The 20,538-nt window shown below is 73.9% G+C and carries 19 protein-coding genes; 11 read left to right on the forward strand and 8 right to left on the reverse strand.

The features are described 5' to 3' along the window. Nucleotides 1–58: 58 nt before the first annotated feature. Nucleotides 59–802 (reverse strand): SMP-30/gluconolactonase/LRE family protein, encoded by a 744-nt coding sequence (locus C5508_RS14720; RefSeq protein WP_104525698.1) that lies wholly within the window; start codon nucleotides 800–802, stop codon nucleotides 59–61. Nucleotides 803–858: 56 nt separating this feature from the next. Further along, the gene (locus C5508_RS14725; RefSeq protein ID WP_104525710.1) at nucleotides 859–1,359 is read right to left on the reverse strand and encodes a histidine kinase; all 501 of its coding nucleotides are present in this window, start codon (nucleotides 1,357–1,359) and stop codon (nucleotides 859–861) included. 142 nt (nucleotides 1,360–1,501) lie between these two features. On the opposite strand from C5508_RS14725, the gene C5508_RS14730 reads away from it, so the two are divergent. Beyond that, a complete protein-coding gene (locus C5508_RS14730; RefSeq protein ID WP_232797152.1) occupies nucleotides 1,502–3,085 on the forward strand; it encodes a SpoIIE family protein phosphatase in 1,584 nt (527 codons plus the stop codon). On the opposite strand, the gene C5508_RS14735 is transcribed toward C5508_RS14730, so the two are convergent. The 3 genes from C5508_RS14735 to moaA form a co-directional block, all read right to left on the reverse strand. Continuing rightward, the gene (locus tag C5508_RS14735; protein WP_104525699.1) at nucleotides 3,082–3,279 is read right to left on the reverse strand and encodes a hypothetical protein; all 198 of its coding nucleotides are present in this window, start codon (nucleotides 3,277–3,279) and stop codon (nucleotides 3,082–3,084) included. The two genes, C5508_RS14730 and C5508_RS14735, sit on opposite strands and share 4 nt — an antisense overlap. A 175-nt stretch (nucleotides 3,280–3,454) precedes the next feature. Further along, nucleotides 3,455–3,733: a MoaD/ThiS family protein gene (locus C5508_RS14745; RefSeq protein ID WP_232797153.1), complete on the reverse strand. Its 279-nt coding sequence runs from the start codon at nucleotides 3,731–3,733 to the stop codon at nucleotides 3,455–3,457. A 1-nt stretch (nucleotide 3,734) separates the two neighbouring features. After that, nucleotides 3,735–4,787: a GTP 3',8-cyclase MoaA gene (gene moaA / locus C5508_RS14750; RefSeq protein WP_198598100.1), complete on the reverse strand. Its 1,053-nt coding sequence runs from the start codon at nucleotides 4,785–4,787 to the stop codon at nucleotides 3,735–3,737. A gap of 139 nt (nucleotides 4,788–4,926) precedes the next feature. Between moaA and C5508_RS14755 the strand changes: the two genes are divergently transcribed. Together C5508_RS14755 and C5508_RS14760 are read left to right on the forward strand one after the other, a co-directional pair. Then, nucleotides 4,927–6,165 carry an MFS transporter gene (locus tag C5508_RS14755; RefSeq protein WP_104525714.1) on the forward strand — a complete coding sequence of 413 codons (1,239 nt, stop codon included), beginning with the start codon at nucleotides 4,927–4,929 and terminating at the stop codon, nucleotides 6,163–6,165. A gap of 71 nt (nucleotides 6,166–6,236) precedes the next feature. Then, the gene (locus tag C5508_RS14760) at nucleotides 6,237–7,076 is read left to right on the forward strand and encodes an aldo/keto reductase (RefSeq protein ID WP_232797154.1); all 840 of its coding nucleotides are present in this window, start codon (nucleotides 6,237–6,239) and stop codon (nucleotides 7,074–7,076) included. Nucleotides 7,077–7,200: 124 nt separating this feature from the next. Here the strand turns inward: C5508_RS14760 and C5508_RS14765 are convergent, their stop codons facing one another. Then, nucleotides 7,201–8,010 (reverse strand): DUF3097 domain-containing protein, encoded by an 810-nt coding sequence (locus C5508_RS14765; protein WP_104525701.1) that lies wholly within the window; start codon nucleotides 8,008–8,010, stop codon nucleotides 7,201–7,203. Between the two features lie 345 nt (nucleotides 8,011–8,355). Between C5508_RS14765 and C5508_RS14770 the strand changes: the two genes are divergently transcribed. Continuing rightward, nucleotides 8,356–9,201 carry a DUF2382 domain-containing protein gene (locus C5508_RS14770; RefSeq protein WP_104525702.1) on the forward strand — a complete coding sequence of 282 codons (846 nt, stop codon included), beginning with the start codon at nucleotides 8,356–8,358 and terminating at the stop codon, nucleotides 9,199–9,201. A gap of 83 nt (nucleotides 9,202–9,284) precedes the next feature. Here the strand turns inward: C5508_RS14770 and C5508_RS14775 are convergent, their stop codons facing one another. Next, on the reverse strand, nucleotides 9,285–10,571 hold the full coding sequence (locus C5508_RS14775; RefSeq protein WP_104525703.1) for a M18 family aminopeptidase: 1,287 nt from the start codon (nucleotides 10,569–10,571) through the stop codon (nucleotides 9,285–9,287). A 79-nt stretch (nucleotides 10,572–10,650) separates the two neighbouring features. Between C5508_RS14775 and C5508_RS14780 the strand changes: the two genes are divergently transcribed. The 6 genes from C5508_RS14780 to C5508_RS14805 all read left to right on the forward strand — a co-directional run bounded on the left by C5508_RS14780 (nucleotide 10,651) and on the right by C5508_RS14805 (nucleotide 17,510). Then, nucleotides 10,651–11,541, forward strand: a complete 891-nt coding sequence (locus tag C5508_RS14780; protein WP_232797155.1) for an AAA family ATPase — start codon at nucleotides 10,651–10,653, stop codon at nucleotides 11,539–11,541. Nucleotides 11,542–11,626: 85 nt separating this feature from the next. Beyond that, complete coding sequence (locus C5508_RS14785) at nucleotides 11,627–12,718, forward strand: vWA domain-containing protein (RefSeq protein WP_232797156.1); 1,092 nt, start codon at nucleotides 11,627–11,629, stop codon at nucleotides 12,716–12,718. Then, a complete protein-coding gene (locus C5508_RS14790; protein WP_104525705.1) occupies nucleotides 12,711–13,832 on the forward strand; it encodes an XdhC family protein in 1,122 nt (373 codons plus the stop codon). The genes C5508_RS14785 and C5508_RS14790 overlap by 8 nt, the downstream gene beginning before the upstream one ends. 32 nt (nucleotides 13,833–13,864) lie before the next feature. After that, a complete protein-coding gene (locus tag C5508_RS14795) occupies nucleotides 13,865–14,401 on the forward strand; it encodes an MOSC domain-containing protein (RefSeq protein WP_232797157.1) in 537 nt (178 codons plus the stop codon). A 119-nt stretch (nucleotides 14,402–14,520) separates the two neighbouring features. Then, complete coding sequence (locus C5508_RS14800) at nucleotides 14,521–15,243, forward strand: hypothetical protein (protein ID WP_157944107.1); 723 nt, start codon at nucleotides 14,521–14,523, stop codon at nucleotides 15,241–15,243. Between the two features lie 383 nt (nucleotides 15,244–15,626). After that, complete coding sequence (locus C5508_RS14805; RefSeq protein ID WP_232797158.1) at nucleotides 15,627–17,510, forward strand: AAA family ATPase; 1,884 nt, start codon at nucleotides 15,627–15,629, stop codon at nucleotides 17,508–17,510. Nucleotides 17,511–17,587: 77 nt separating this feature from the next. Here C5508_RS14805 and C5508_RS14810 read toward each other — a convergent pair whose 3' ends face one another. Next, the gene (locus C5508_RS14810; protein ID WP_104525708.1) at nucleotides 17,588–18,715 is read right to left on the reverse strand and encodes an NDMA-dependent alcohol dehydrogenase; all 1,128 of its coding nucleotides are present in this window, start codon (nucleotides 18,713–18,715) and stop codon (nucleotides 17,588–17,590) included. 144 nt (nucleotides 18,716–18,859) lie between these two features. Between C5508_RS14810 and C5508_RS14815 the strand changes: the two genes are divergently transcribed. Continuing rightward, the gene (locus tag C5508_RS14815) at nucleotides 18,860–20,320 is read left to right on the forward strand and encodes a bifunctional 3-(3-hydroxy-phenyl)propionate/3-hydroxycinnamic acid hydroxylase (RefSeq protein ID WP_104525709.1); all 1,461 of its coding nucleotides are present in this window, start codon (nucleotides 18,860–18,862) and stop codon (nucleotides 20,318–20,320) included. Nucleotides 20,321–20,538: the final 218 nt, after the last annotated feature.

The raw sequence follows: 20,538 nt of genomic DNA on the forward strand, positions 1-20,538 counted from the left end.
TTGTGCTGATCTTATATTGTACTATGTGTTTGTAGTATTCAGTTTAGCATTGTGTTCTCTATATGACCAGTCGTAGAATTGTCATTTTTTTTTTTTGACGGCGACCACCGACGGCTACACTATCTTCTTCGTCGGCAGCGTGAGAGGTGTATAAGAGACAGATGTGTATTAAGAGACAGCCCCCGTAGAGGGCCACCCACACCCCGCCCTCGGAGTCCACCGTCAGGCCGTCGGGGTTCTCCTCGCCGGGCAGCTGGACGAACGGGCGCCGCCCGGTGAGCCCGGAGTCCCTGTCGTAGTCGAAGACGTCGACCCGGTGGGTGGGCGTGTCGGCGTAGTAGGCCAGTGTCCCGTCCGGGCTCCACTCCAGGCCGTTGGAGACGGTGAGGTCGCCGAACACCTGGCGCACGCTGCCGTCGGGGTCCAGCCGGTACATCGAGGCGGCGCCGGCCGTCTGGTCGTATGCCATGGACCCGCACCAGAAACGGCCGTCGGGGTCGCAGCCCCCCTCGTTCATGCGGATGCCGCCGTCCACCCAGACGGGAGCCAGGGGTGTGACGGACCCGTCCGGCCCCTCCAGCGCGAACCCGCGTTCGACGGCGATCACGGCGCCGCCACCGCGCCGTGGGCGCATCGCTGCCGCGACGTCACCCACGTGCAGCCGCCGTGCTCCGCCGTCCTCGGACAGCGTGAGGACGTCGCCGGCGAGCATGTCCACGAAGCGGAGCCCACCCCAGCCCTCCGACCAGACCGGTCCCTCGCCGTGGTGGGCCACCGGCCCGCTGATCTGCTCCGCCCGCACCGGACCTCCTCCGTCGTCGAGTGCGATCCTGCCGTCACGCGGCCGCGGCGGCGCGCTCAGCCCTGGTTCTCGGAACTCGGCGGCGCGGGAGGCTCCATGCCGGCCGCCAGCAGGGTGCTCAGCGTGCGGCCCGCCGCCTCGATCACGGTCAGCTCCCGGGTGGCGCTGCGGGGCTTCGCCCGGGAGGAGACGCCGCAGAGCGTGCCGAAGAGCTCCAGGTCGCGGTTCAGCAGCGGGACGCCGACGTAGGCGGCCACCGTGCCGAGGGGCTGGCGGGCGTACGACGCGTACGCCGGCACGATCGCGGTCACCGTGGCCATCCGGGGCGCGTTGCCCTCGACCATCTGCCGGCAGAGGCTGCCGGCCCAGGGCACCTGGGTTCCCGGCCGGACCCGGTGGTCGGGCCAGACCCGGAGGACCACCTGCTGGTCGCCGACGAGGCGGGTCACCATCCACAGGTCCCATCCCACGTGCGCGTGCAGGAAGCGCAGGGCATCGTCCGCGGCGGCCGTCCAGTCCCGCCACGGTGCGACGTCGGCGACGTGCGCCGGAACCATGCCGTCCATTATCCCCCTCGCCACGCGTCCCGCACGGTGTCGCCGGCGCCGAGCCGGCCACCCGGTGACGTAGGCTGCGCACGCTCCAGGAGAGGGGCCTCGTCCGCCGTGCCACGGCACGGTTCCGCAGGGGAGGTCACCAGTGCCCCTGCCCCTCGATCCGCTGCTGCAGGCCATGCCGGTCGGGTTCATGGCCATCCGATTCGACTGGGTGGTCACCCACCTCAACCCCGCCGGCTCCGCCGTCGTGGGCAAGACGCCGGCCGAGCTCATCGGCGTCGACTTCTTCGAGGCGTTCCCCGCCAACGTCGACAACGAGTTCGGCCGGGTCTACCGCCACGCGATGGAGGCGCGCGAGCCCCAGCTGATCGAGGCGTTCTACCCCGACCCTCTCAACGCCTGGTTCGAGGCGTACGCCGTGCCCGTGGACACCGGGCTGGCGCTGTACTTCAGCGACACCACCGAGCGCCGGGCCGCGCAGAACCGGCTGGCGATGCTCGCCCGGGTGGGGGCCGAGATCACCGGCACGCTGGACGTCGCCGATGCCATCCGTCGCATCCCCCGGCTGCTGACGCCCGAGCTCGGGGACGGCTGCCTGCTCACCGTCCTCGACGACAGCGGTCGCCCCCGGGATGCCGGCTCCTGGCACGTCGACCCGGACAAGCGGGGCGTGCTCGCCGAGTACGCCGAGCGCCGGCTGTCCTCGCTGTCGGCGGACGCCCCCGTGCTCCGGGCCCTGCGGGGGGAGACGGTGGTCGTATCGGGGCAGGAGGCCCACGACGGGCTGACCGACCCCGACACGCAGGCGACGTTCCGCCTCATGGGCCCGCCGTCGATCACCACCCTGCCGCTGCTCGGCAACGCCCGCGTGGTGGGAGCACTGACGCTGCTCTCGGAGAGCGGGCGCCCGCCGTCGGAGCAGGACCTGCTGACCGCACGCGAGATCGCCGACCGCGTGGGTCTGGCCCTGCACAACGCCTGGCTGTTCGACCAGCACAAGCAGCTCGCCGAGGGGCTCCAGCGCCGGCTGCTCAGCCCTCCGGTGCGACCCGAGGGGGCCGAGGTCGTCGTCCGCTACACCCCGGCCGCCGAAGCGGCCCGGGTCGGTGGCGACTGGTACGACTCGTTCCCCCAGCCCGGCGGGGCCACCGTGCTCGTCATCGGGGACGTGGTGGGGCACGACACGGAGGCGGCCGCCGCGATGGGCCAGATCCGCGCGCTGCTGCGGGGCATCGCCGCCTACAGCGACGCCGGGCCCGCGGAGGTGCTGCGAGGTCTGGACGCCGCGATGACCCAGTTGGAGGTGGGCACCTACGCCACGGCCGCGGTGGCCCGGTTCGAGCGTTGCGCCGACGGTGGCAGCCGGTTGTGCTGGTCGAACGCCGGGCACCTGCCGCTGCTGGTCGTCGATCCCTCCGGCGTCGTGCAGCAGGTGGGGCCCTGGCGCGGGGAACGGCTGCTCGGCTCGGGCACGGACGCCGTCCGCACCGAGTCGGTCCTCGCGCTGGCACCCGGCTCGACGGTCCTCCTGGTCACCGACGGGCTGATCGAGCGGCGCGACGCCGACCTGGACGACGGCATGGAGCAGCTGCGCACCGCCGTCACCGAGCTGGCGTCGCGCCCGCTGCCCGAGCTGTGCGACGAGCTGATCGACCGCCTGGTGAGCGGACGGCCCGAGGACGACGTCGCCCTCGTGGCCATCCGGCTGGACGGCCCGACCGGCTAGCGCGCCGCCGCGGTCCCGTCCTCGCCCGGCAGGTGCTCGCCGTGCGCGAGCGTCTCCTCCTCGGCCTCGGCCTTCTGCACGTGCGCCTCGCCGGCGACCGTGGCCGCGGCGTCGCCGTGCGACTGCCCGTACAGCTCCTCGGCGCGGCCGAGCAGTTCCTCGGCCTTGGCCTTCGCCTTGTCGAAGATCGTCATGCACCCATCCTGTCGCTTCTCGGCCGCCGTCACCCGGTCGGCTTCCGCGCTCCGGTCCGCTCCTCGCTCGTTCCTCGCTGCGATGCTCCCGGAGCTGTCAGCCTCCGTCACCCGGTCGGCTTCCGCGCTCCGGTCCGCTCCTCGCTCGTTCCTCGCTGCGATGCTCCCGGAGCTGTCAGCCTCCGGCGAAGGGCGGGAGCACGTCGACCACCGCTCCGGGGGACAGCGCCAGCGCCCGGTCGCGGGTGGTGGTGCCGTCGACGAGGAACGAGCACGCGGTGAGCACCCGCTCCAGCCGATCGCCGTGATCGGCCACGATCTGGCCGACCAGCTCCTCGAGCGTGCCGGCCACGCGGCTCTCGGTGTCGACGCCGGAGGCGGCGCGGGCGCCGGCGAAGTACCGCACGGTGACGGGCTGGGCGGACACCGCTGGGGTGGTGGGGCGGGTGGGCACGTCAGCCACCGATCGCCGACATCGGGCGGGACGGCTGCAGGAAGCTCGGGTCGTCGATGCCGTGGCCGGGCAGCTTGCCGAGGGTGGCGATCCGCCAGCGGTCGGCGATCTCCTGGTCGGTGGCGCCCTCCCGCATCGCGGTGCGCAGGTCGGACTCCTCGCGGGCGAACAGGCAGTTGCGGATCTGCCCGTCGGCGGTGAGGCGGGTCCGGTCGCAGGTCCCGCAGAACGAGCGGGTCACCGAGGCGATGACCCCGACGGTGCCAGGGCCGCCGTCGACCAGCCAGCGCTCGGCCGGCGCCGAACCGCGCGCCTCGGTGTCCGGCGTCAGCGTGTGCGCGGCCGAGAGCCGCTCCAGGATGTCCTCGGCGGTGACCATCTCGCCCCGGGTCCACGCATGGTGCGCATCCAGCGGCATCTGCTCGATGAAGCGCAGCTGGTAGCCCTGCTCCAGGCAGAAGTCCAGCAGCGGGACGGCGTCGTCCTCGTTCATCCCCCGCATGAGGACGGCGTTGACCTTCACCGGCGTCAGCCCGGCGCGCTGGGCGGCGGCCAGGCCGGCGATGACGTCGTCGAGCCGGTCGCGGTGGGTGAGCTGCTTGAAGCGGTCGCGGTCGAGCGTGTCGAGGCTGACGTTGATGCGGTCCAGGCCGGCATCGGCCAGCGCCGGCGCGACGCGCGCGAGCCCGATCGCGTTCGTGGTCAGGCTGACCTCGGGGCGAGGGTGCAGCGCGGTGGCCGCCGCGACGATGCCCACCAGGCCCGGCCGGAGCAGGGGCTCACCACCGGTGAAGCGCACCTCGCGGATGCCCAGGTGCTCGACCCCGACGCGCACCAGGCGGACGATCTCGTCGTCGGTGAGGACCTCCACCTTGGGCAGCCAGTCCAGCCCCTCGGGCGGCATGCAGTAGGTGCAGCGCAGGTTGCAGCGGTCGGTCAGCGAGACCCGCAGGTCGGTGGCGACGCGGCCGTAGCGGTCGACCAGCCCACCGCTGCCCGGGGCCGGCGCCTGGGCCAGGCGCACCCGGGGGTCGGGGAGGGGGTCACTGGTCACGGGCCGAATGTAGCCGCGTGGCCCGAGGAATGCGGCGGTGCCGGTCCTCCGGTCGCGGCTAGGCTCCCTCCGCCACCCGAGAGACCGGCGGACGAATCACCCGCACTCGCCTGTGGCCAGGAAGCGCGAGAAGAACCCCGTGTCACCCCGCACCCTCTTGGGCCCCTACCTCCGCCTGTTCGCCGTTCCCGGTGCCGCGTCGTTCTCCCTCGCCGCCTGGGTCGGCCGGTTCCCGGCTCCGATGCTGGGGCTGGGCGCAGTGCTCCTGGTCGAGGGCGAGACCGGCAGCTATGGAGTGGCCGGTGCGGTCTCCGGGGCGCTGGCGCTCTCCTACGCCGTGGCCGGTCCGCTGTGGGCGCGGGCGATGGACCGGCGGGGGCAGGCGGCGGTGCTGCGGGTGGCCATGGCCGCGTTCCTGCTGACCGGCACCGCGTTCGTCGCCGCCGTCGTGGGCGGGACCCCGCGCTGGAGCTGGTTCCTCCTGGCCGCGGCCACCGGGTTCAGCAGTCCCAACATCGGTTCGCTGGTGCGGGCGCGCTGGTCCGCGGTGCTGGACCCGACGGGCCGGCAGACCGCGTACGCCTTCGAGGCGGTGGCCGACGAGGTGGTGTTCGTGCTCGGGCCGCCGCTGGTGACGCTGTTGGCGACCCTGATCGCGCCGCCGGTCGGTTTCCTCACCGGCATCGTGCTCGGGGTGGCCGGTGGACTGTGGTTGGCGGCCCAGCACGCCACCGAGCCGCCCCTGCACCCCGTCGACCCGGGTGCCCCGAAGCGGCGGCGCTCGGTGCTGACGCCGACGCTGCTGGTCGTCGTCGTCACCTACGTCGCGGTGGGCACCGTGTTCGGCGCGATCGACGTCGTCGTGGTCGGCTTCGCTGAAGAGGAGGGGGCGCACGCCCTGTCCGGCCTGGTCCTGGCCGTCTTCGCCTTCGGTAGCCTGCTGGCCGGGCTGGTCTACGGCCTCGCGAAGCTGCCCGGGACGCTGGCCGTCCGCTTCGTCGGCACGGCGGTGGCCTTCGGCCTGGCCGCGCAGCTGCTGTGGGGGGTGGGCTCCCTGCCGGTGCTCGTCGGCTGCGGCTTCCTGGCCGGGCTCACCATCGCGCCGGTGCTGGTGTCCGGGACGTCGCTGGTCGAGTCCCGCGTCGCGCCGGGGGTCCTGACCGAGTCGCTGGCCTGGACGATCACCGGGCTCACGCTGGGCGTCACCGCGGGGTCGGCCGGAGCGGGCGCGGCGGTGGACGCCTGGGGTGCGGAGGCGGCGTTCGCCGTCCCGGCCGGTGCGGCCGCGGTCGCCGGTCTGCTCGCGCTCGGCGGATCGGCCCTGATCGGTGAGCGCCGCGCGCCCGCGCCGTTGGTTGAGGACCGCACCACCGGGTAGGCGGTCCACGGGTCGATGGCGCACGACCTTTCGCGCGTCGGCCCCACGAACCCCGATCGGAAGGAATGCCCGTGGCTGCAGCAGTGCCCACCATCACCCTGAACAACGGAGTCGAGATCCCGCAGCTCGGGTTCGGCGTCTACCAGGTTCCGCCGGAGAAGACCGCGGAGACCGTGACGACCGCCCTCGAGGTCGGCTACCGGCACATCGACACCGCCGAGATGTACGGCAACGAGAAGGGCGTCGGTGAGGCCGTCGCGCGGTCGGGCATCGACCGCGGCGAGATCTTCGTGACCAGCAAGCTGAACAACGGCTTCCACCGTCGCGACGACGCCCTGCGCGCCTTCGACCAGACCCTCGCCGACCTGGGCTTCGACTACCTCGACCTGTTCCTCATCCACTGGCCGCTGCCGGGCATCGACGTCGACTTCGTCGAGACCTGGAAGGCCCTGGAGGAGATCTACGCCGGCGGCCGCTGCAAGGCCATCGGCGTCTCGAACTTCCAGGCCCACCACCTGCGCCGGCTGTTCGACGAGACCGAGATCAAGCCCGCGGTGAACCAGATCGAGGTGCATCCCTTCCTCGCCCAGGACGACCTCCGCGCGTTCAACGGTGAGCACGAGATCATCACCGAGGCCTGGTCGCCCATCGCGCAGGGCAAGGTGCTGGACGACCCGGCGATCGTCGCGATCGCCGAGCGCCTCGGCCGGACGCCGGCCCAGGTGGTCCTGCGCTGGCACATCGAGCGCGGCGACGTCGTCTTCCCCAAGTCCTCCTCGCGCGAGCGGATGGCCGAGAACTTCGCGCTGTTCGACTTCGAGCTCGAGACCGGCGACCTGGCGATGCTGACCGGGTTGGACCGCGGCGAGCGCACGGGCCCCGACCCCGACCGGTTCAACTACATTCCCTGACGCTCCGCGCCAGGACCGCCGGCGAGAGCCGTCCCCGGGTGCAGCTGAGCCGCTGCGTGCCTCGCGGCAGGAGGCCTCCGGCCCCCGTGCCGCGGGGCCCCTGCCGTGGTTGCGTTGCGAGGCCCTACTCCGTCGTGACGAAGTCGATGAGCTCTTCCACCCGGCCGATGAGCGTGGGCTCGAGATCGGTCCAGGTGCGCACCCGCGCGAGGATGCGCTGCGCCCAGACGTAGCCGGTGTCGTCCTCCCAGCCGAGGCGCTTGCAGACGCCGGTCTTCCAGTCCTCGCCCTTCGGCACGGTCGGCCACGCCTTGATGCCGACGACGGAGGGCTTGACGGCCTGCCAGATGTCGATGAACGGGTGGCCGACGACCAGCGCGTGGTCGCCGGTGATCTGGTCGGCGATCCGGGACTCCTTGGACCCCGTGACCAGGTGGTCGACGAGCACCCCGAGCCGCCGGCCGGACGCCGGGCGGAAGTCGCGCACGATGGCGGGCAGGTCGTCCACGCCGTGCAGTGGCTCGACGACGACGCCCTCGATCCGCAGGTCGTGGCCCCAGACCTTCTCCACGAGCTCGGCGTCGTGCTTTCCCTCGACGTAGATGCGGCCCTCCCGTGCCACCCGGGCCCGGGCGTTGGCCACGTACGTGGAGCCCGAGGCGCTGCGGGTGGGCGCCGCCGCGACGGCGTGCTTCGGGCGAACCAGCACGACCGGGCGCCCGTCCACCCAGAAACCGGGCCCCAGCGGGTAGCCGCGGACGCGCCCGAAGCGGTCCTCGAGGTGGACGACGTCCTTCTCGCAGCGCACCACCGCGCCGACGAAGCCCGAGCTGGGGTCCTCGACGACGAGGTCCTTCTCCGCCTCCACCTGCGGCACCGGCTTCTTGACCGTGCGCGGGTGGACGAGGTTGTCGTAGGGGGAGCGGGGAGGCACCCGTACATGCTGAGCACCGGGGCCGCGCACGCGTCGGCGACGCGCCGACCGGCGGACGGACCGATCCGTGCCGACACGCCCGCACAGTGCCGGACTACGCAGCGTCACGGGATCTCCCGCGGTTGCGCCGTCCAACGGACGATCAGATGGCGCGCCACCTATTGGCCCGTGACCTGCGCGAAAACGCGAATGGCGGATTAGATTCGGCCGCCGAGAATGTCCGTTACCGCTGATGACGGGCAATTCCGGGCGGAGTCCGAATCGCCCGTTCGTTTCGAGTCGATCATCCCGGTCACCCATTCGTGTGACGGACACGACCCGAGCTCAGACAGGAGCACCACCACGATGATCGGTACCGACACCATCAGCCGTGTGATCGGCCAGGACGTCTACGACGAGGCCGGCGAGAAGATCGGCTCTGCTTCGGAGGTCTACCTGGACGACGAGACCGGCCAGCCGGAGTGGGTCACGGTTCGCACCGGCCTGTTCGGCACCAAGGAGTCCTTCGTCCCGATCCGGAACGCCGACCTGACCGACAACGGCGTCCGCGTACCGGTGAGCAAGGCTCGCGTGAAGGACGCCCCGAAGATCGACACCGACGGGCACCTCTCGCCGCAGGAGGAGCAGGAGCTCTACCGCTACTACGGCCTCGGCGGTGGCACCGACACCGGCATGCAGTCCGAGACGACGGCCGGCATGCAGTCCGAGACGACGACCGGCATGCAGTCCGAGACGACGACCGGCATGGCCGGCACCGGCATGACCGACCACCCCGGCACCGTCGGCCACGACACCTCCGGCCCCACCACGGACAGCGCGATGACGCGGTCCGAGGAGCACCTCAGCGTGGGCACCCGCGAGGAGGAGATCGGCCGCGCCCGGCTGCGCAAGTACGTCGTGAGCGAGAACGTCACCGAGACCGTTCCCGTGACCCGCGAAGAGGTCCGCGTCGAGCGCGAGCCCATCACCGACGCCAACGTCGGCAACGCCCTCGACGGCCCGGCCATCTCCGAGGAGGAGCACGAGGTCACGCTGCACGCCGAGCGTCCCGTGGTCGCCAAGGAGGCCGTCCCGGTCGAGCGCGTCCGCCTGGACACCGAGACCGTCACCGAGCAGGCGCAGGTGAACGAGACCCTCCGCAAGGAGGAGATCGAGGTCGACGGCGCCACGGACAACGACCGGCGCGTCTGAGGACCAGCCCCCGCTCAGGGGGCGACACCGAACGGCGGCCGACCGAGTTCACCTTCGGCCGGCCGCCGTTCGCGTGTGCGGGCTCAGTCCGCCAGGCAGGCGGTGAGTGCGCCGATCATCAGCGGGACGTCGAGCGCCGAGGCGAGCTCCCGGCACGAGTGCATCGCGAGCATCGGCGCGCCGACGTCGACCGTCGGGACGCCCAGCCGGGTCGCCGTCAGCGGGCCGATGGTGCTGCCGCAGGGCAGGTCGGCGCGAGTGACGAACGTCTGCACCGGAACGCCGGCCTCCTCGCACCGCTCGGTGAACCAGCCGCCGGACGCCGCGTCCGTGGCGTAGGCCTGGTTGGCGTTGACCTTGAGCACCGGGCCCCCGCCCAGCTGCGGCCGGTGCGCGGGCTCGTGCCGCTCCGAGCGCGTGGGGTGCACCGCGTGCGCCATGTCGGCCGAGACCAGCACCGACCGGGCCAGCGCCCGGTGCACGGCCTGCGGATCACCCGGGTCGCCGGCGGTGGCCAGCCGCTGGACCACGTCCTCGAGGAAGCTGCCGCGCGCCCCGGACATCGACCCGCTGCCGACCTCCTCGTGGTCGTTGCAGACGAGTGCCTGCGTGCGCGCCCCGGCCGGGGCGGCCAGCAGTGCCAGCAGCCCCGAGTGGCAGCACGCCTGGTTGTCCAGCCGCGGTGCGGCGATCCAGGTGCCGTCGGCACCGGCGCGGGCCGCCGGCTGGGTGTCGGCGAGCACGAGGTCGTGGCCCACGACGTCACCGGCTCCGACGCCGACCTCGGCGGCCAGTGCCTCCACCAGGCCGGGCTCGCTGCCCAGGTCGCGGTCCCACACCGGCACGAGGTGCTGCTGCGGGTCCAGCGTCAGCCCCTCCCGCACCGAGCGGTCGAGGTGGATGGCCAGGGACGGCAGCCGGAGCGGCGCCCCGGGCAGCCGCACCAGCGCCGTCGTCCCCCCACGGAGCACCAGCCGCCCGGCGACGGTGAGCTCGCGGTCGAGCCAGGTGTGCCAGAGCCCGCCACCGTAGGGCTCCACGCCCACGAGCCGGTACCCGGCCTGCCGGACGTCGGAGTGCGGCCGGACCTTGAAGGTGGGGGAGTCGGTGTGTGCGCCGACCAGCCGCATGCCCGTCTCCGCGGGTGAGCCGGTGCCGACCCGGAAGGCGATCAGGCTGCCGTGCCGGACGACGAAGTGCCGGCCGCCGGGCGCGGGCGCCCAGGAGTCGGTCTCGGCCAGCTCGGTGAAGCCGGCGGCGGTGAGACGGCGGGCCAGCTCGGCGACGGCGTGCGAGGGCGAGGGCGATGCGTCGACGAAGGCCCGCAGGTCGTCGCCGAGCGCGGGCGCGTCGGTGTCGGCGGTCGGCATGGGTCCATCGTCTCCCGCCGGGGTGCCCGGCCGCCCGCCCGGGGGACGCCGGGACGATCCGGGTGCCATGCTGCCCGGTGTGACCGACCGCACGGTGCAGCCCCTCGGGAGCCCTGCCGCGCTGGCCGCCGCCCTGGAGGACACCGGCTACCTCCCCGACGACGGGCTGGCCACCGCCGCCTACCTGGCGCTGGCCATGCACCGGCCGCTGTTCCTGGAGGGCGAGGCCGGCGTCGGGAAGACCGCGCTCGCGCACGCGCTGGCCGAGATCACCGGCCGGCCGCTGCACCGGCTGCAGTGCTACGAGGGCCTGGAGGCGTCCCAGGCGCTCTACGACTGGGACTTCGGCCGCCAGCTGCTGCACCTGCGCGCCGCCGAGGCCACGCACACCGGCGGGGACACCGACGCACTCGAGGCCTCGCTCTACGACCGCCGCTTCCTGCTGGCCCGGCCGCTGCTGCGGGCGCTGGAGGACTCGCCGAGCGTGCTCCTCGTCGACGAGGTCGACCGCGCCGACGACGAGTTCGAGGCATTCCTGCTGGAGGTCCTGTCGGACTTCACGATCTCCATCCCCGAGCTGGGCACGATCCGCGCGCAGACCCCGCCGCTGGTCGTGCTCACCTCCAACCGGACCCGCGAGGTGCACGACGCGCTGAAGCGGCGCTGCCTCTACCACTGGCTGGCCCACCCCGACTTCGACCGGGAGGTGGCGATCCTGCGCCGCCGGCTGCCCGACGTCACCGAAGGCCTGGCCCGTCAGGTGGCCCGGGCGACGGCGACGCTGCGCACCCTGGACCTGCTCAAGCCGCCCGGCGTCGCGGAGGCGATGGACTGGGCCACCGCGCTGCACACGCTCGGCGCCCGCGAGCTCGACCCCGATCTGGCCGCCCGCACGTTGGGCGCCGTCCTGAAGTACCGCGAGGACACCGAGCGGGTGCAGGCGCTGGGCACGGCGGCGTTCAGTGTCTGACTCCCCAGGCATGGGAAGCGTTACCCCCCTTCGCGGCGCCCAGGACGCACGTTTCGCTTCCCATGCCTCAGGGGGGCGGGACGTCGTGGACACACTGCTCGCTTTCGCGCGGACGCTGCGGCACGCGGGCGTGCCCGCCTCCCCGGACCGGGTCGAGGCGCTGCTCGCGGCGCTGGCGCACCTGCGGGTGCTGGACTCCTCCGACGTCTACTGGGCCGGCCGGCTCACCCTCTGCGGCGGCCCCGACGACCTCGACCGCTACGACGCCGCCTTCGCGGCCTTCTTCTCCGGCGAGCGACCGCGGGGATCGCGGGCGACGGCGTCCGTGCCACCGCGCCTCGCCGTCTCCGCGCCGCTGGACGCGGGCACGGGCGAGGGCGGCGACGACGCCGACGCGCCCGACCTAGCCGCCCGGGCCAGCGCCGACGAGGTCCTGCGCCACCGGGACGTCGGAGGGCTGACGCCGGCCGAGCGGGAGCACCTGCGCCGGCTGTTCGGGCTCCTGGTCCCCGCGGCCCCCATGCGGCCGGCCCGGCGGCGGCGCCCGTCCCCCCGCGGCGCGGTGCACCCCGCCCGGACGGTTCGCCGGGCGCTGCGCGACGGCGGCGAGGTGAGCCGGCTGGTGCACCGCCGCGCCCGCCCTCGGCCGCGGCGGGTCGTGCTGCTGGTCGACGTCTCCGGGTCGATGACGCCCTACGCCGACGCGCTGCTGCGGTTCGCGCACGCGGCCGTGCGGACCCGGCCGGCCTCGACGGAGGTCTTCACGATCGGCACCCGGCTGACCCGGCTGACCCGCGAGCTGCGCCGGCGGGACGCCGACCGGGCGCTGGAGGCGAGCGGCCGGGCGATCCCGGACTGGTCGGGTGGGACGCGGCTCGGCGAGGTGCTCAAGGCGTTCCTCGACCGCTGGGGCCAGCGCGGCACGGCCCGCGGTGCCGTGGTGGTGCTGTGCAGCGACGGCTGGGAGCGTGGGGACGCGGCGCTGCTGGGCGAGCAGATGGTCCGGCTGCGGCGGCTGGCGCACGCAGTGGTCTGGGTGAACCCGCACAAGGGCCGGGAGGGGTACGAGCCGCTCACCGGTGGGATGCAGGCGGCACTGCCGTCGGTCGACCACTTCGTCGCCGGGCACAGCATGGCCGCTTTCGAGCGGCTCGCGGAGGTGATCTCGAATGCGTGACGTGCTGGACGAGCTCGTGGGCTGGTGGCAGGCGGGGGAGACCGTCGGGATGGGCACGGTGGTGGCCACCTGGCGCTCGGCGCCGCGGCCGGCGGGGGCCTCGATGATGGTCGGCCCGGACGGCAGCGCCGTCGGCAGCGTCTCCGGCGGCTGCGTGGAGGGCGCGGTCTACGAGGAGGCCAAGGACGCCGTCGAGACCGGCGAGCCGACCCTGCGCCGCTACGGCGTCAGCGACGACGACGCCTTCGCCGTGGGGCTGACCTGCGGCGGCATCCTGGACGTGTTCGTGGAACGCATCTCCCGTGAGTCGTTCCCCGAGCTGGGGGAGGTCGCGGCCTCGGTGGGGCGGCACGAGCCGGTCGCCGTCGTCACGGTGGTCGCCGGGCCGGACGACCGGCTGGGCCGGCGGCTGGTGCTCTGGCCCGACCGGGCCGCGGGGACACTGGGCTCCGTGCGGCTGGACGACGCCGTCGCCGCCGACGCCCGCGGCATGCTCGCCGCCGGCCGCACCGGCATGCTGCACGTCGGCCACGACGGCGAGCGGCGCGGTGACGACCTGACCCTGTTCGTCAACTCCTTCGCCCCGGCGGCCCGCATGGTCGTGTTCGGCGCCATCGACTTCGCCGCCGCCGTGGCCCGGGTGGGCGCCTTCCTCGGTTACCGGGTCACGGTGTGCGACGCGCGGCCGGTGTTCGCGACGCCGAAGCGCTTCCCCGAGGCGCACGAGGTGGTCGTCGAGTGGCCGCACCGCTACCTGCAGGCCGAGGTGGCCGCGGGGCGCATCGACGAGCGCACCGTGCTGTGCGTGCTCACCCACGACCCGAAGTTCGACGTCCCGCTGCTGGAGGTGGCGCTGCGGACGCCCGTGGCCTACGTCGGCGCCATGGGCTCGCGGCGCACCCACGACGAACGGCTGGCGCGGCTGCGCGAGGCCGGGCTGTCCGCCGAGGAGATCGGCCGGCTGTCCTCGCCGATCGGCCTGGACCTGGGCGCCCGGACACCGGAGGAGACGGCGGTGTCGATCGCGGCCGAGATCATCGCGGGCCGGTGGGGCGGCACGGGCGAGCGGCTGGCCGGGACCGACGGGCCCATCCACCGGACGGCCGAGCGCTGAACGAGCTGCCCCACCGCTACGACGTCGAGGTCGTGGGCCTGCTCGCCTCGCCGGAGCACCGGTACGACGGCCGGCCCGGGACGACGACGCCGGAGCAGGGCACCGATCGGCGCGAGCGCCTGGAGGTGCGCGCCGGTCACGGCATCGTCGGCGACCGCTACGCCGGCAGGTCCGCGCACCGCGACGCGCAGGTGACCGTGTTCGCGGCGGAGTCCCTGGAGGCGCTGGCCGCGGAACTCGCCGCCGGCCCGTGGGACCCCCTGCTGACCCGGCGCAACGTGGTGCTCCGCGGCGCCGAGGTCGAGGCCCTGCGCGGGCAGGACTTCGCACTGGACTGCGGGGAGGGGGCCGTGCTGCTCCGCGGGGGACGGCCGGCCAACCCCTGCGCGTGGATGGACGTGGTGCTGGCCCCCGGCGCGCACCGGGGGCTGCGCGGCCGCGCGGGGATCCGCTGCGCCGCGCGGTCCGACGGCGTGCTCCGCCTCGGCCCGGCAGTGCTGAGCACCGCCGTCCCGCTGGACGCCGCGGCGGCCGGCGCCGTCCGGCCGCTGGTGCCGCACCGGAGGTGACCCCGGGGCGCGTGTGACGGACATGCCGCTCCGCGGTGGGCGGATGGCATGCAGCGGGGGAGGATCGACGCGATCGGACCGCCACGTCGGCGGGCCGGCACCACGACGGACGGATTTCCATGCGTATGCGACGACTCGCCCTGGTCGGGGCGGCGGCCCTCCTGCTGGCCGGCTGCGGTGGCTCCGACGAGTCCGGCTCGGACTCGGGCTCGGCGGCCTCCTCGTCGAGCGAGAGCGGCAGCGAGCTCAGCCAGAAGGAGGCCTCCGAGATCGTCGACGCCTCCTTCACCGCGCTCGAGGAGTCCGGGGCGGCCCACGTCGTCGGCTCGATCGAGGAGAACGGCTCCATGCAGGAGCTGGACCTCCAGCTCCAGGGCGACGACGTCTCCGGCAGCATCACGATGGATGGTGTCGCCGTCCAGCTGATCTCCGTCGGCGGCCAGGCCTACGTCCAGGCGCCGGGCGACTTCTGGTCGTCCTTCGGCATGCCCGCCGAGTTCGCCGGCCAGCTCGAGGGGCAGTGGGTGCTCATGCCGCCCGAGGCGGCCGAGTCCTTCTCGACCCTGACCCTGTCCGGTTTGGTGCAGGAGCTGCGCTCCGCCGGCGGCGACTCGGTGAAGGGCGAGGTGACCACCGACGAGCTCGACGGCGAGAAGGTCGTCGTCGTGACGCAGGACGACGGCAGCACCTTCACCGCGCGCGACGACGACGCCGAGCCGTTCCCCCTGCTGATCGAGGACAAGGGCGACGCCCCGGCCACGGTCGAGTTCAGCGGCTTCGGCGAGCAGACCTCGATCGCCGCCCCGCCGAACCCGGTGGACCTCACCACCCTCGGGGGCTGATCCACCGCGCGTCCGGCCGGGCCACGCGGCCCGGCCGGACGTAGGTTCCCTGGACACCCGGTCGTCCGGAGGACCCCATGCGCCTCCGTCAGCTCACCGACGCGACCGGCCGTCACCGCCGCGGCCCTGCTCCTGAGCGCCTGCGGCAGCAGCCCGCTGGAGGGCAGGACGGGGGACGAGGTCCCCCGCGCCGCGGCCGACGCCCCCGACGACGGCGACTCGACCAGCACCATCGAGTTCAGCCGCTTCGGCGAGGAGGAGGACAGCTCCGCTCCCGAGGACGCGATCCCGCCGACGTGATGGGCGGCGCTGACCAGCCGGCGACTTCCCGACCGGCTGCGGGCGGGGCAGACTCGGCGGCATCGTCCGGAGAGAGGAGCCCGGTGAGCGACGATCGCGCGCTGCCCGGCCCCGTCGTCGGGCTGCGGCGCGAGCGCGAGGTGCTGACGGTCGCGCTCGGGACCCACCGGCACGTCGTCCTCGAGGGGCCGCCCGGGACGGGCAAGTCGACGTTGCTGCGCGCCGTCGCCGCCGACACCGGGCACGACGTCGTCTTCGTCGAGGGCAACGCGGAGCTGACCCCGGCGCGGCTGGTCGGCTCCTACGACCCGGCCGCGGTGATGGCCGAGGGCTACGTGTCCGGCAGCTTCATCGACGGCCCGCTGCTCACCGCGATGCGCGGCTCGGGGCTGCTGTACCTCGAGGAGCTCAACCGGATCCCCGAGGAGACGCTCAACGTCCTCATCACGGTGCTCACCGAGGGCGAGATCGCCGTTCCCCGCCTGGGCACGGTGCGGGCGACGGCCGGGTTCCGGCTCATCGCCGCGATGAACCCGTTCGACGCGATCGGCACCGCGCGGGTCGGGCAGGCGATCGCCGACCGCATGTGCCGGGTCGTGCTCGGCTACCAGGACGAGCAGGCCGAGCGGGAGATCGTCACGGCGGTCACTGGAGGGGACCCCCGGCAGGTGGAGCTCGCCGTCGCGCTGGTGCGGGCGACCCGGGCGCACCGCGACCTGCGCACCGGGTCCTCGGTCCGAGGGGCGATCGACCTGGTGCTGCTGCTCGACGGGCTGCTGCGGCTGCGCGGGTTGGATCGCCTGGAGGCCCCCGGCGCCCGCGAGGCGACGCGGGACGCGCTGCACGCGGCGCTCTCGGGCCGGATCCGGGTGACCGAGGGCGTGGAGCGCACCCCCGAGGCGGTGCTCGACGAGATCCTGGAGGCGTCCTGGCCCGTCGACGTCCCGGCCCAGGACGGGCCACCGGGACCGGTTCCCCCGCCCACCGGGGACGGCCAGGGAAAAGCGGGGGGCCTGCCGTCTGAGGCGGCGGGCCCGGACAGCACGGACGACCGGCGGCAGCCGGGTCGGCGCGGCCCGCGGCAGACCGCGCGACGAGAACTCCAGCTGAGGCACCCTTCCTTCGACGAGGTCTCTCCGGAGGTGGGGGAGCTCGACGAGGAGGCGTTCGCGGCGCTGATGGGCGAGGACCCGGACGCGGCGGCCGCGCTGCTGGCCGACCTGGCCCTCGCCACGGACCGGGAGCTGCGCTCGGCCGCGCGCCGGCTGGCGGCCCGGGTGTTCGTGCAGGTGGGCCGGGTCGGAGCTGCCCGCGTCCGCGGGACGCGGCGGCTGGCCCCGGCGCGCGGCGGGGACGGCGACCTCGACCTGGAGCGGACGCTGGACCGCTGGAGCGGGCCGTGGCCGCCGGCACCCGAGGACGTGGTGGCCCGGCGGTGGACCGGGTCGCGGCGGGCGGTCTGCCTCGCCGTGGACCGGTCGGGGTCCATGAGCGGGCTGGGGGTGGCGATCGCGGCGGTGGCGGCGGCCGGCGTCGTCCTCGCGGCCGGGGAGCGGCTGGGCACCAGCGTGCTGGCCTTCTCCGACCGGGTGGAGGTGCTGCAGCAGCACGGCCGGCACCGGGCGGCCGAGGACCTGGTGCTCGCCCTGGTCGGGCTGCGCGGGCACGGGCGGACCGACGTGGCGGCGGCGCTCCGGGCCGCGTCGGGTCAGCTGCGTTCCGCGGCGCATGCCGACGAACGCATCGTGGTGCTGCTGTCGGACTGCCTGTCGACGGCGGGTGACCCGGCGGAGTCGGCGCTCGGCGGCATCGACCGGCTCGACGTGCTCTGCCCGCTGCCCGCCGGCGGCGAGGAGGGGGAGGCGCTCACGGCGTCCCGGGCCCTGGCCGCGCGTGGCGGAGGCTCGGTGGCCGCCGTGCGCTCGCTCACCGACCTGGGACCGGCGCTGACCCGTCTCCTGCACTGACGGTAGTCCGACGAGGGCGGGCCGGAGGCTCCCCCGGGGAGCGGATCGGTGCGCTCCCCGGGGGACGGTGTCATCGCTCAGCGGTCGGCGTCGGTGTAGACGATCATCCCGCGGATGTTCTTGCCGTCGCGCATGTCCTGGTAGCCCTGGTTGACGTCTTCCAGGGAGTACCGCGTGGTCACGAGCTCGTCGAGCTTGAGCTGCCCCTCCTGGTACAGGGAGAGCAGCTCCGGGATGGCGTTGCGCGGCGCGAGGCCGCCGAAGATGGCGCCCTGCAGGTCCTTCTGCAGCAGGGTCAGCTCGAAGAGGCTGAGCTTCACGTCGACGTTGGCGTAGTTGCCCATGCCGGTGACGACGGCGCGGCCGCCCTTGCCGGTCACGCTGAGCGCCGCGGCGATGTCCTCGCCCTGGATGTCGCCGACGGTGATGATCGTCTTCTCCGCCATCCGGCCCCAGGTGAGCTCGTTGATGGCCGGGGCCGCTTCCTCCATGCTCGCGAAGGTGTGCGTGGCGCCCAGGTCCGTCGCCCACTCCCGCTTGGCGGCGACGGGGTCGATGACCATCACGCGCTTCGCGCCGGCCGCGGCCGCACCCTGGACGGCGTTCATGCCCACGCCGCCGGCCCCCATGACGACCACGTTCTCGCCCGGGCGCACGTCGGCCACCTTGGTCGCCGAGCCCCAGCCGGTGGTGACGCCGCAGCCGACGAGCGCCGCGATCTCCAGCGGGATGTCGGGCTCGATCCTCACCACCGACGCCTGGTGCACCGTGATGTAGGGCGAGAACGTGCCGAGCAGGCACATCGGGATGACGTCCTTGCCCTTGGCCTGGATGCGGTAGCTGCCGTCGGAGATCGACGTGCCGGCCAGCAGGTTGGCGCCCAGGTCGCAGAGGTTCTGCTGCCCGCGCGAACAGGGCGGGCACTGGCCGCAGGCGGGGATGAACGCCGTGACGACGTGGTCGCCCTCCTTGAGCCCGGTCACCCCCGGGCCGACCTTGGTGACGACGCCGGCGCCCTCGTGCCCGCCGATCACGGGATAGGAGGCGACCGGGGTGCCGCCGGTGACCAGGTGCTCGTCGCTGTGGCACAGCCCGGAGGCGGCGAGCTGGACCTGCACCTCGCCCGTGCGCGGATCACCCAGCTCGATCTCCTCGATCGACCATTCCTCGCCCACGCCCCACAAGATCGCGCCCTTGGTCTTCAACCGGATTCCTCTCCCTAGGCCCGCCTCGTCGCGGGTGCGGGCCACACCTGTGTGCCCCGGCTCACAGACTGCTGAGGCGGGGTGGGTGCGTCAAGATCTGGGGCGCGTCGCCGCCGCGCAGCGCCGGTGCCGCAGACTGGCCCGGTGTCCGGCAGCCCCGTGGTCGTCGTCGGAGCCGGTCCGGTCGGCCTGACCGCGGCCCTGCTGCTGGCCCGGCGCGGCCTCGACGTCGTCGTCCTGGAGCGGCACCGGGAGCCCTATCCGCTGCCGCGGGCGGTGCACCTGGACGACGAGGTGTTCCGGGTGCTGCAGGACGCCGGCGTGGCCGGTGCGCTGGCCCCGTCGACCCGGCCGATGGCGGGACTCCGGCTTCTCGACGGCGGGCACCGGGTGCTCGCGGAGTTCCGCCGTGCGCCGGACGCCGGCACGAACGGCTGGCCGCAGGGCTCCTTCGTGCACCAGCCCGACCTGGAGGCGGTGCTGGCCGAGGCGGTGGCCGCCATGCCGCGGGTGGCGGTCCGCCGGGGCGTGGAGGTCACCGGGCTGGACGGCCGCGACGGGCCGGTGACCGTGCGAGCCCGGGACCGGACGACGGGGGAGGACCGGTCCGTCCGGGCGGCCGCGGTGCTCGGCTGCGACGGCGCCGGCAGCACGGTGCGCGACCTGATCGGTGCCCGGATGCGCGACCTGGGCCCGGCCGACCGCTGGTTGGTGCTCGACGTCCGCGCCGACCGGCCGCTGGACCTGTGGCCCGGCGTGCACCAGGTGTGCGATCCGTACCGCGCCTCGACGTTCATGCCGGTGACCGGCGACCGGTACCGCTGGGAGTTCCGCCTGCTGCCCGGGGAGACGGCGGCCGACCTGACCGCGCCGGCCCGGTTGTCCGGCCTGCTGGGCGGCCTCGGCGACGTCGAGCTCCTGCGGGCCGTCGAGTACACCTACCGCGCGCAGGTGGCCGACCGCTGGCGGGCGGGGCGGGTGCTGCTGGCCGGCGACGCCGCGCACCTCAGCCCCCCGTTCGTCGGCCAGGGCCTGGGTCTGGGCCTGCGTGACGTTCACCAGCTCGCCTGGAAGCTCGCCGCAGTCCTGGACGGGACGGCGCCCGACGAGCTGCTGGACACCCACCAGGCCGAGCGCGAGCCGCACGCCCGGGCGCTGATCCGGGTCGCGCTGCTGCTCGGCGCGTTGATGACCGGCGGCGGGCGCGGCGGCGCCGTCGTCCGGCGGGGCGTGCTCGCCGCGGTCCGCCGTCTCCCCGCCGTCGCACGGCTGGCCACCGACAGCCGCACGCCACCGCTGCGCCGCGGTCCGCTGGTGGAGCGGCGCGGCCGGGCCGGCCGCCGGCTCGCGGGCGCGCTCGTGCCGCAGCCCCAGGTACTGGTCGACGGCCGACCGTGCCGGCTCGACGACGTCCTGGGCGACGGCGAGGTCGAGCTGACGGCCGATCTGCTGGTGCGCCGGTCCGACGGCACGGCGGTCCAGGTGGAGGACCCGACCGGGATGCTGCGGCGCTGGCTGGGCGGGGCCGCCGTCGTGCGGATCCGGCCCGACCGGATCGTCCGCTCCGTGCGTCAGCGCGGCGGGCGGCCGATGCCGATCGCGTAGAGCAGGCCGAGGACGGCGCCCGGCGGCAGGGCCACGTAGAGGAACCATGGGTGCACCCCGCCGACCGTGGCTCTTATACACATCTGACGCTGCCGACGAAGAGGATGGCGTATATCTAGGTGGTTGCTCTACCAACAAACAACAAATGGAAAAAAATCTAGATCACAGAAATACTGAAAAAAAAAAACATAAGAATAGTCAAAAATGATAATTATAAA

The organism is Blastococcus atacamensis (assembly GCF_002938425.1).
Classification (GTDB): domain Bacteria; phylum Actinomycetota; class Actinomycetes; order Mycobacteriales; family Geodermatophilaceae; genus Blastococcus; species Blastococcus atacamensis.

Coding starts and splice junctions, on each gene's coding strand:
- C5508_RS14725 (WP_104525710.1), bottom strand. CDS start 1,359: ATGGTTCCGGCGCACGTCGCCGACGTCGCACCGTGGCGGGACTGGACG.
- C5508_RS14735 (WP_104525699.1), bottom strand. CDS start 3,279: ATGACGATCTTCGACAAGGCGAAGGCCAAGGCCGAGGAACTGCTCGGC.
- C5508_RS14770 (WP_104525702.1), top strand. CDS start 8,356: ATGATCGGTACCGACACCATCAGCCGTGTGATCGGCCAGGACGTCTAC.
- C5508_RS14775 (WP_104525703.1), bottom strand. CDS start 10,571: ATGCCGACCGCCGACACCGACGCGCCCGCGCTCGGCGACGACCTGCGG.
- C5508_RS14790 (WP_104525705.1), top strand. CDS start 12,711: ATGCGTGACGTGCTGGACGAGCTCGTGGGCTGGTGGCAGGCGGGGGAG.
- C5508_RS14800 (WP_157944107.1), top strand. CDS start 14,521: ATGCGTATGCGACGACTCGCCCTGGTCGGGGCGGCGGCCCTCCTGCTG.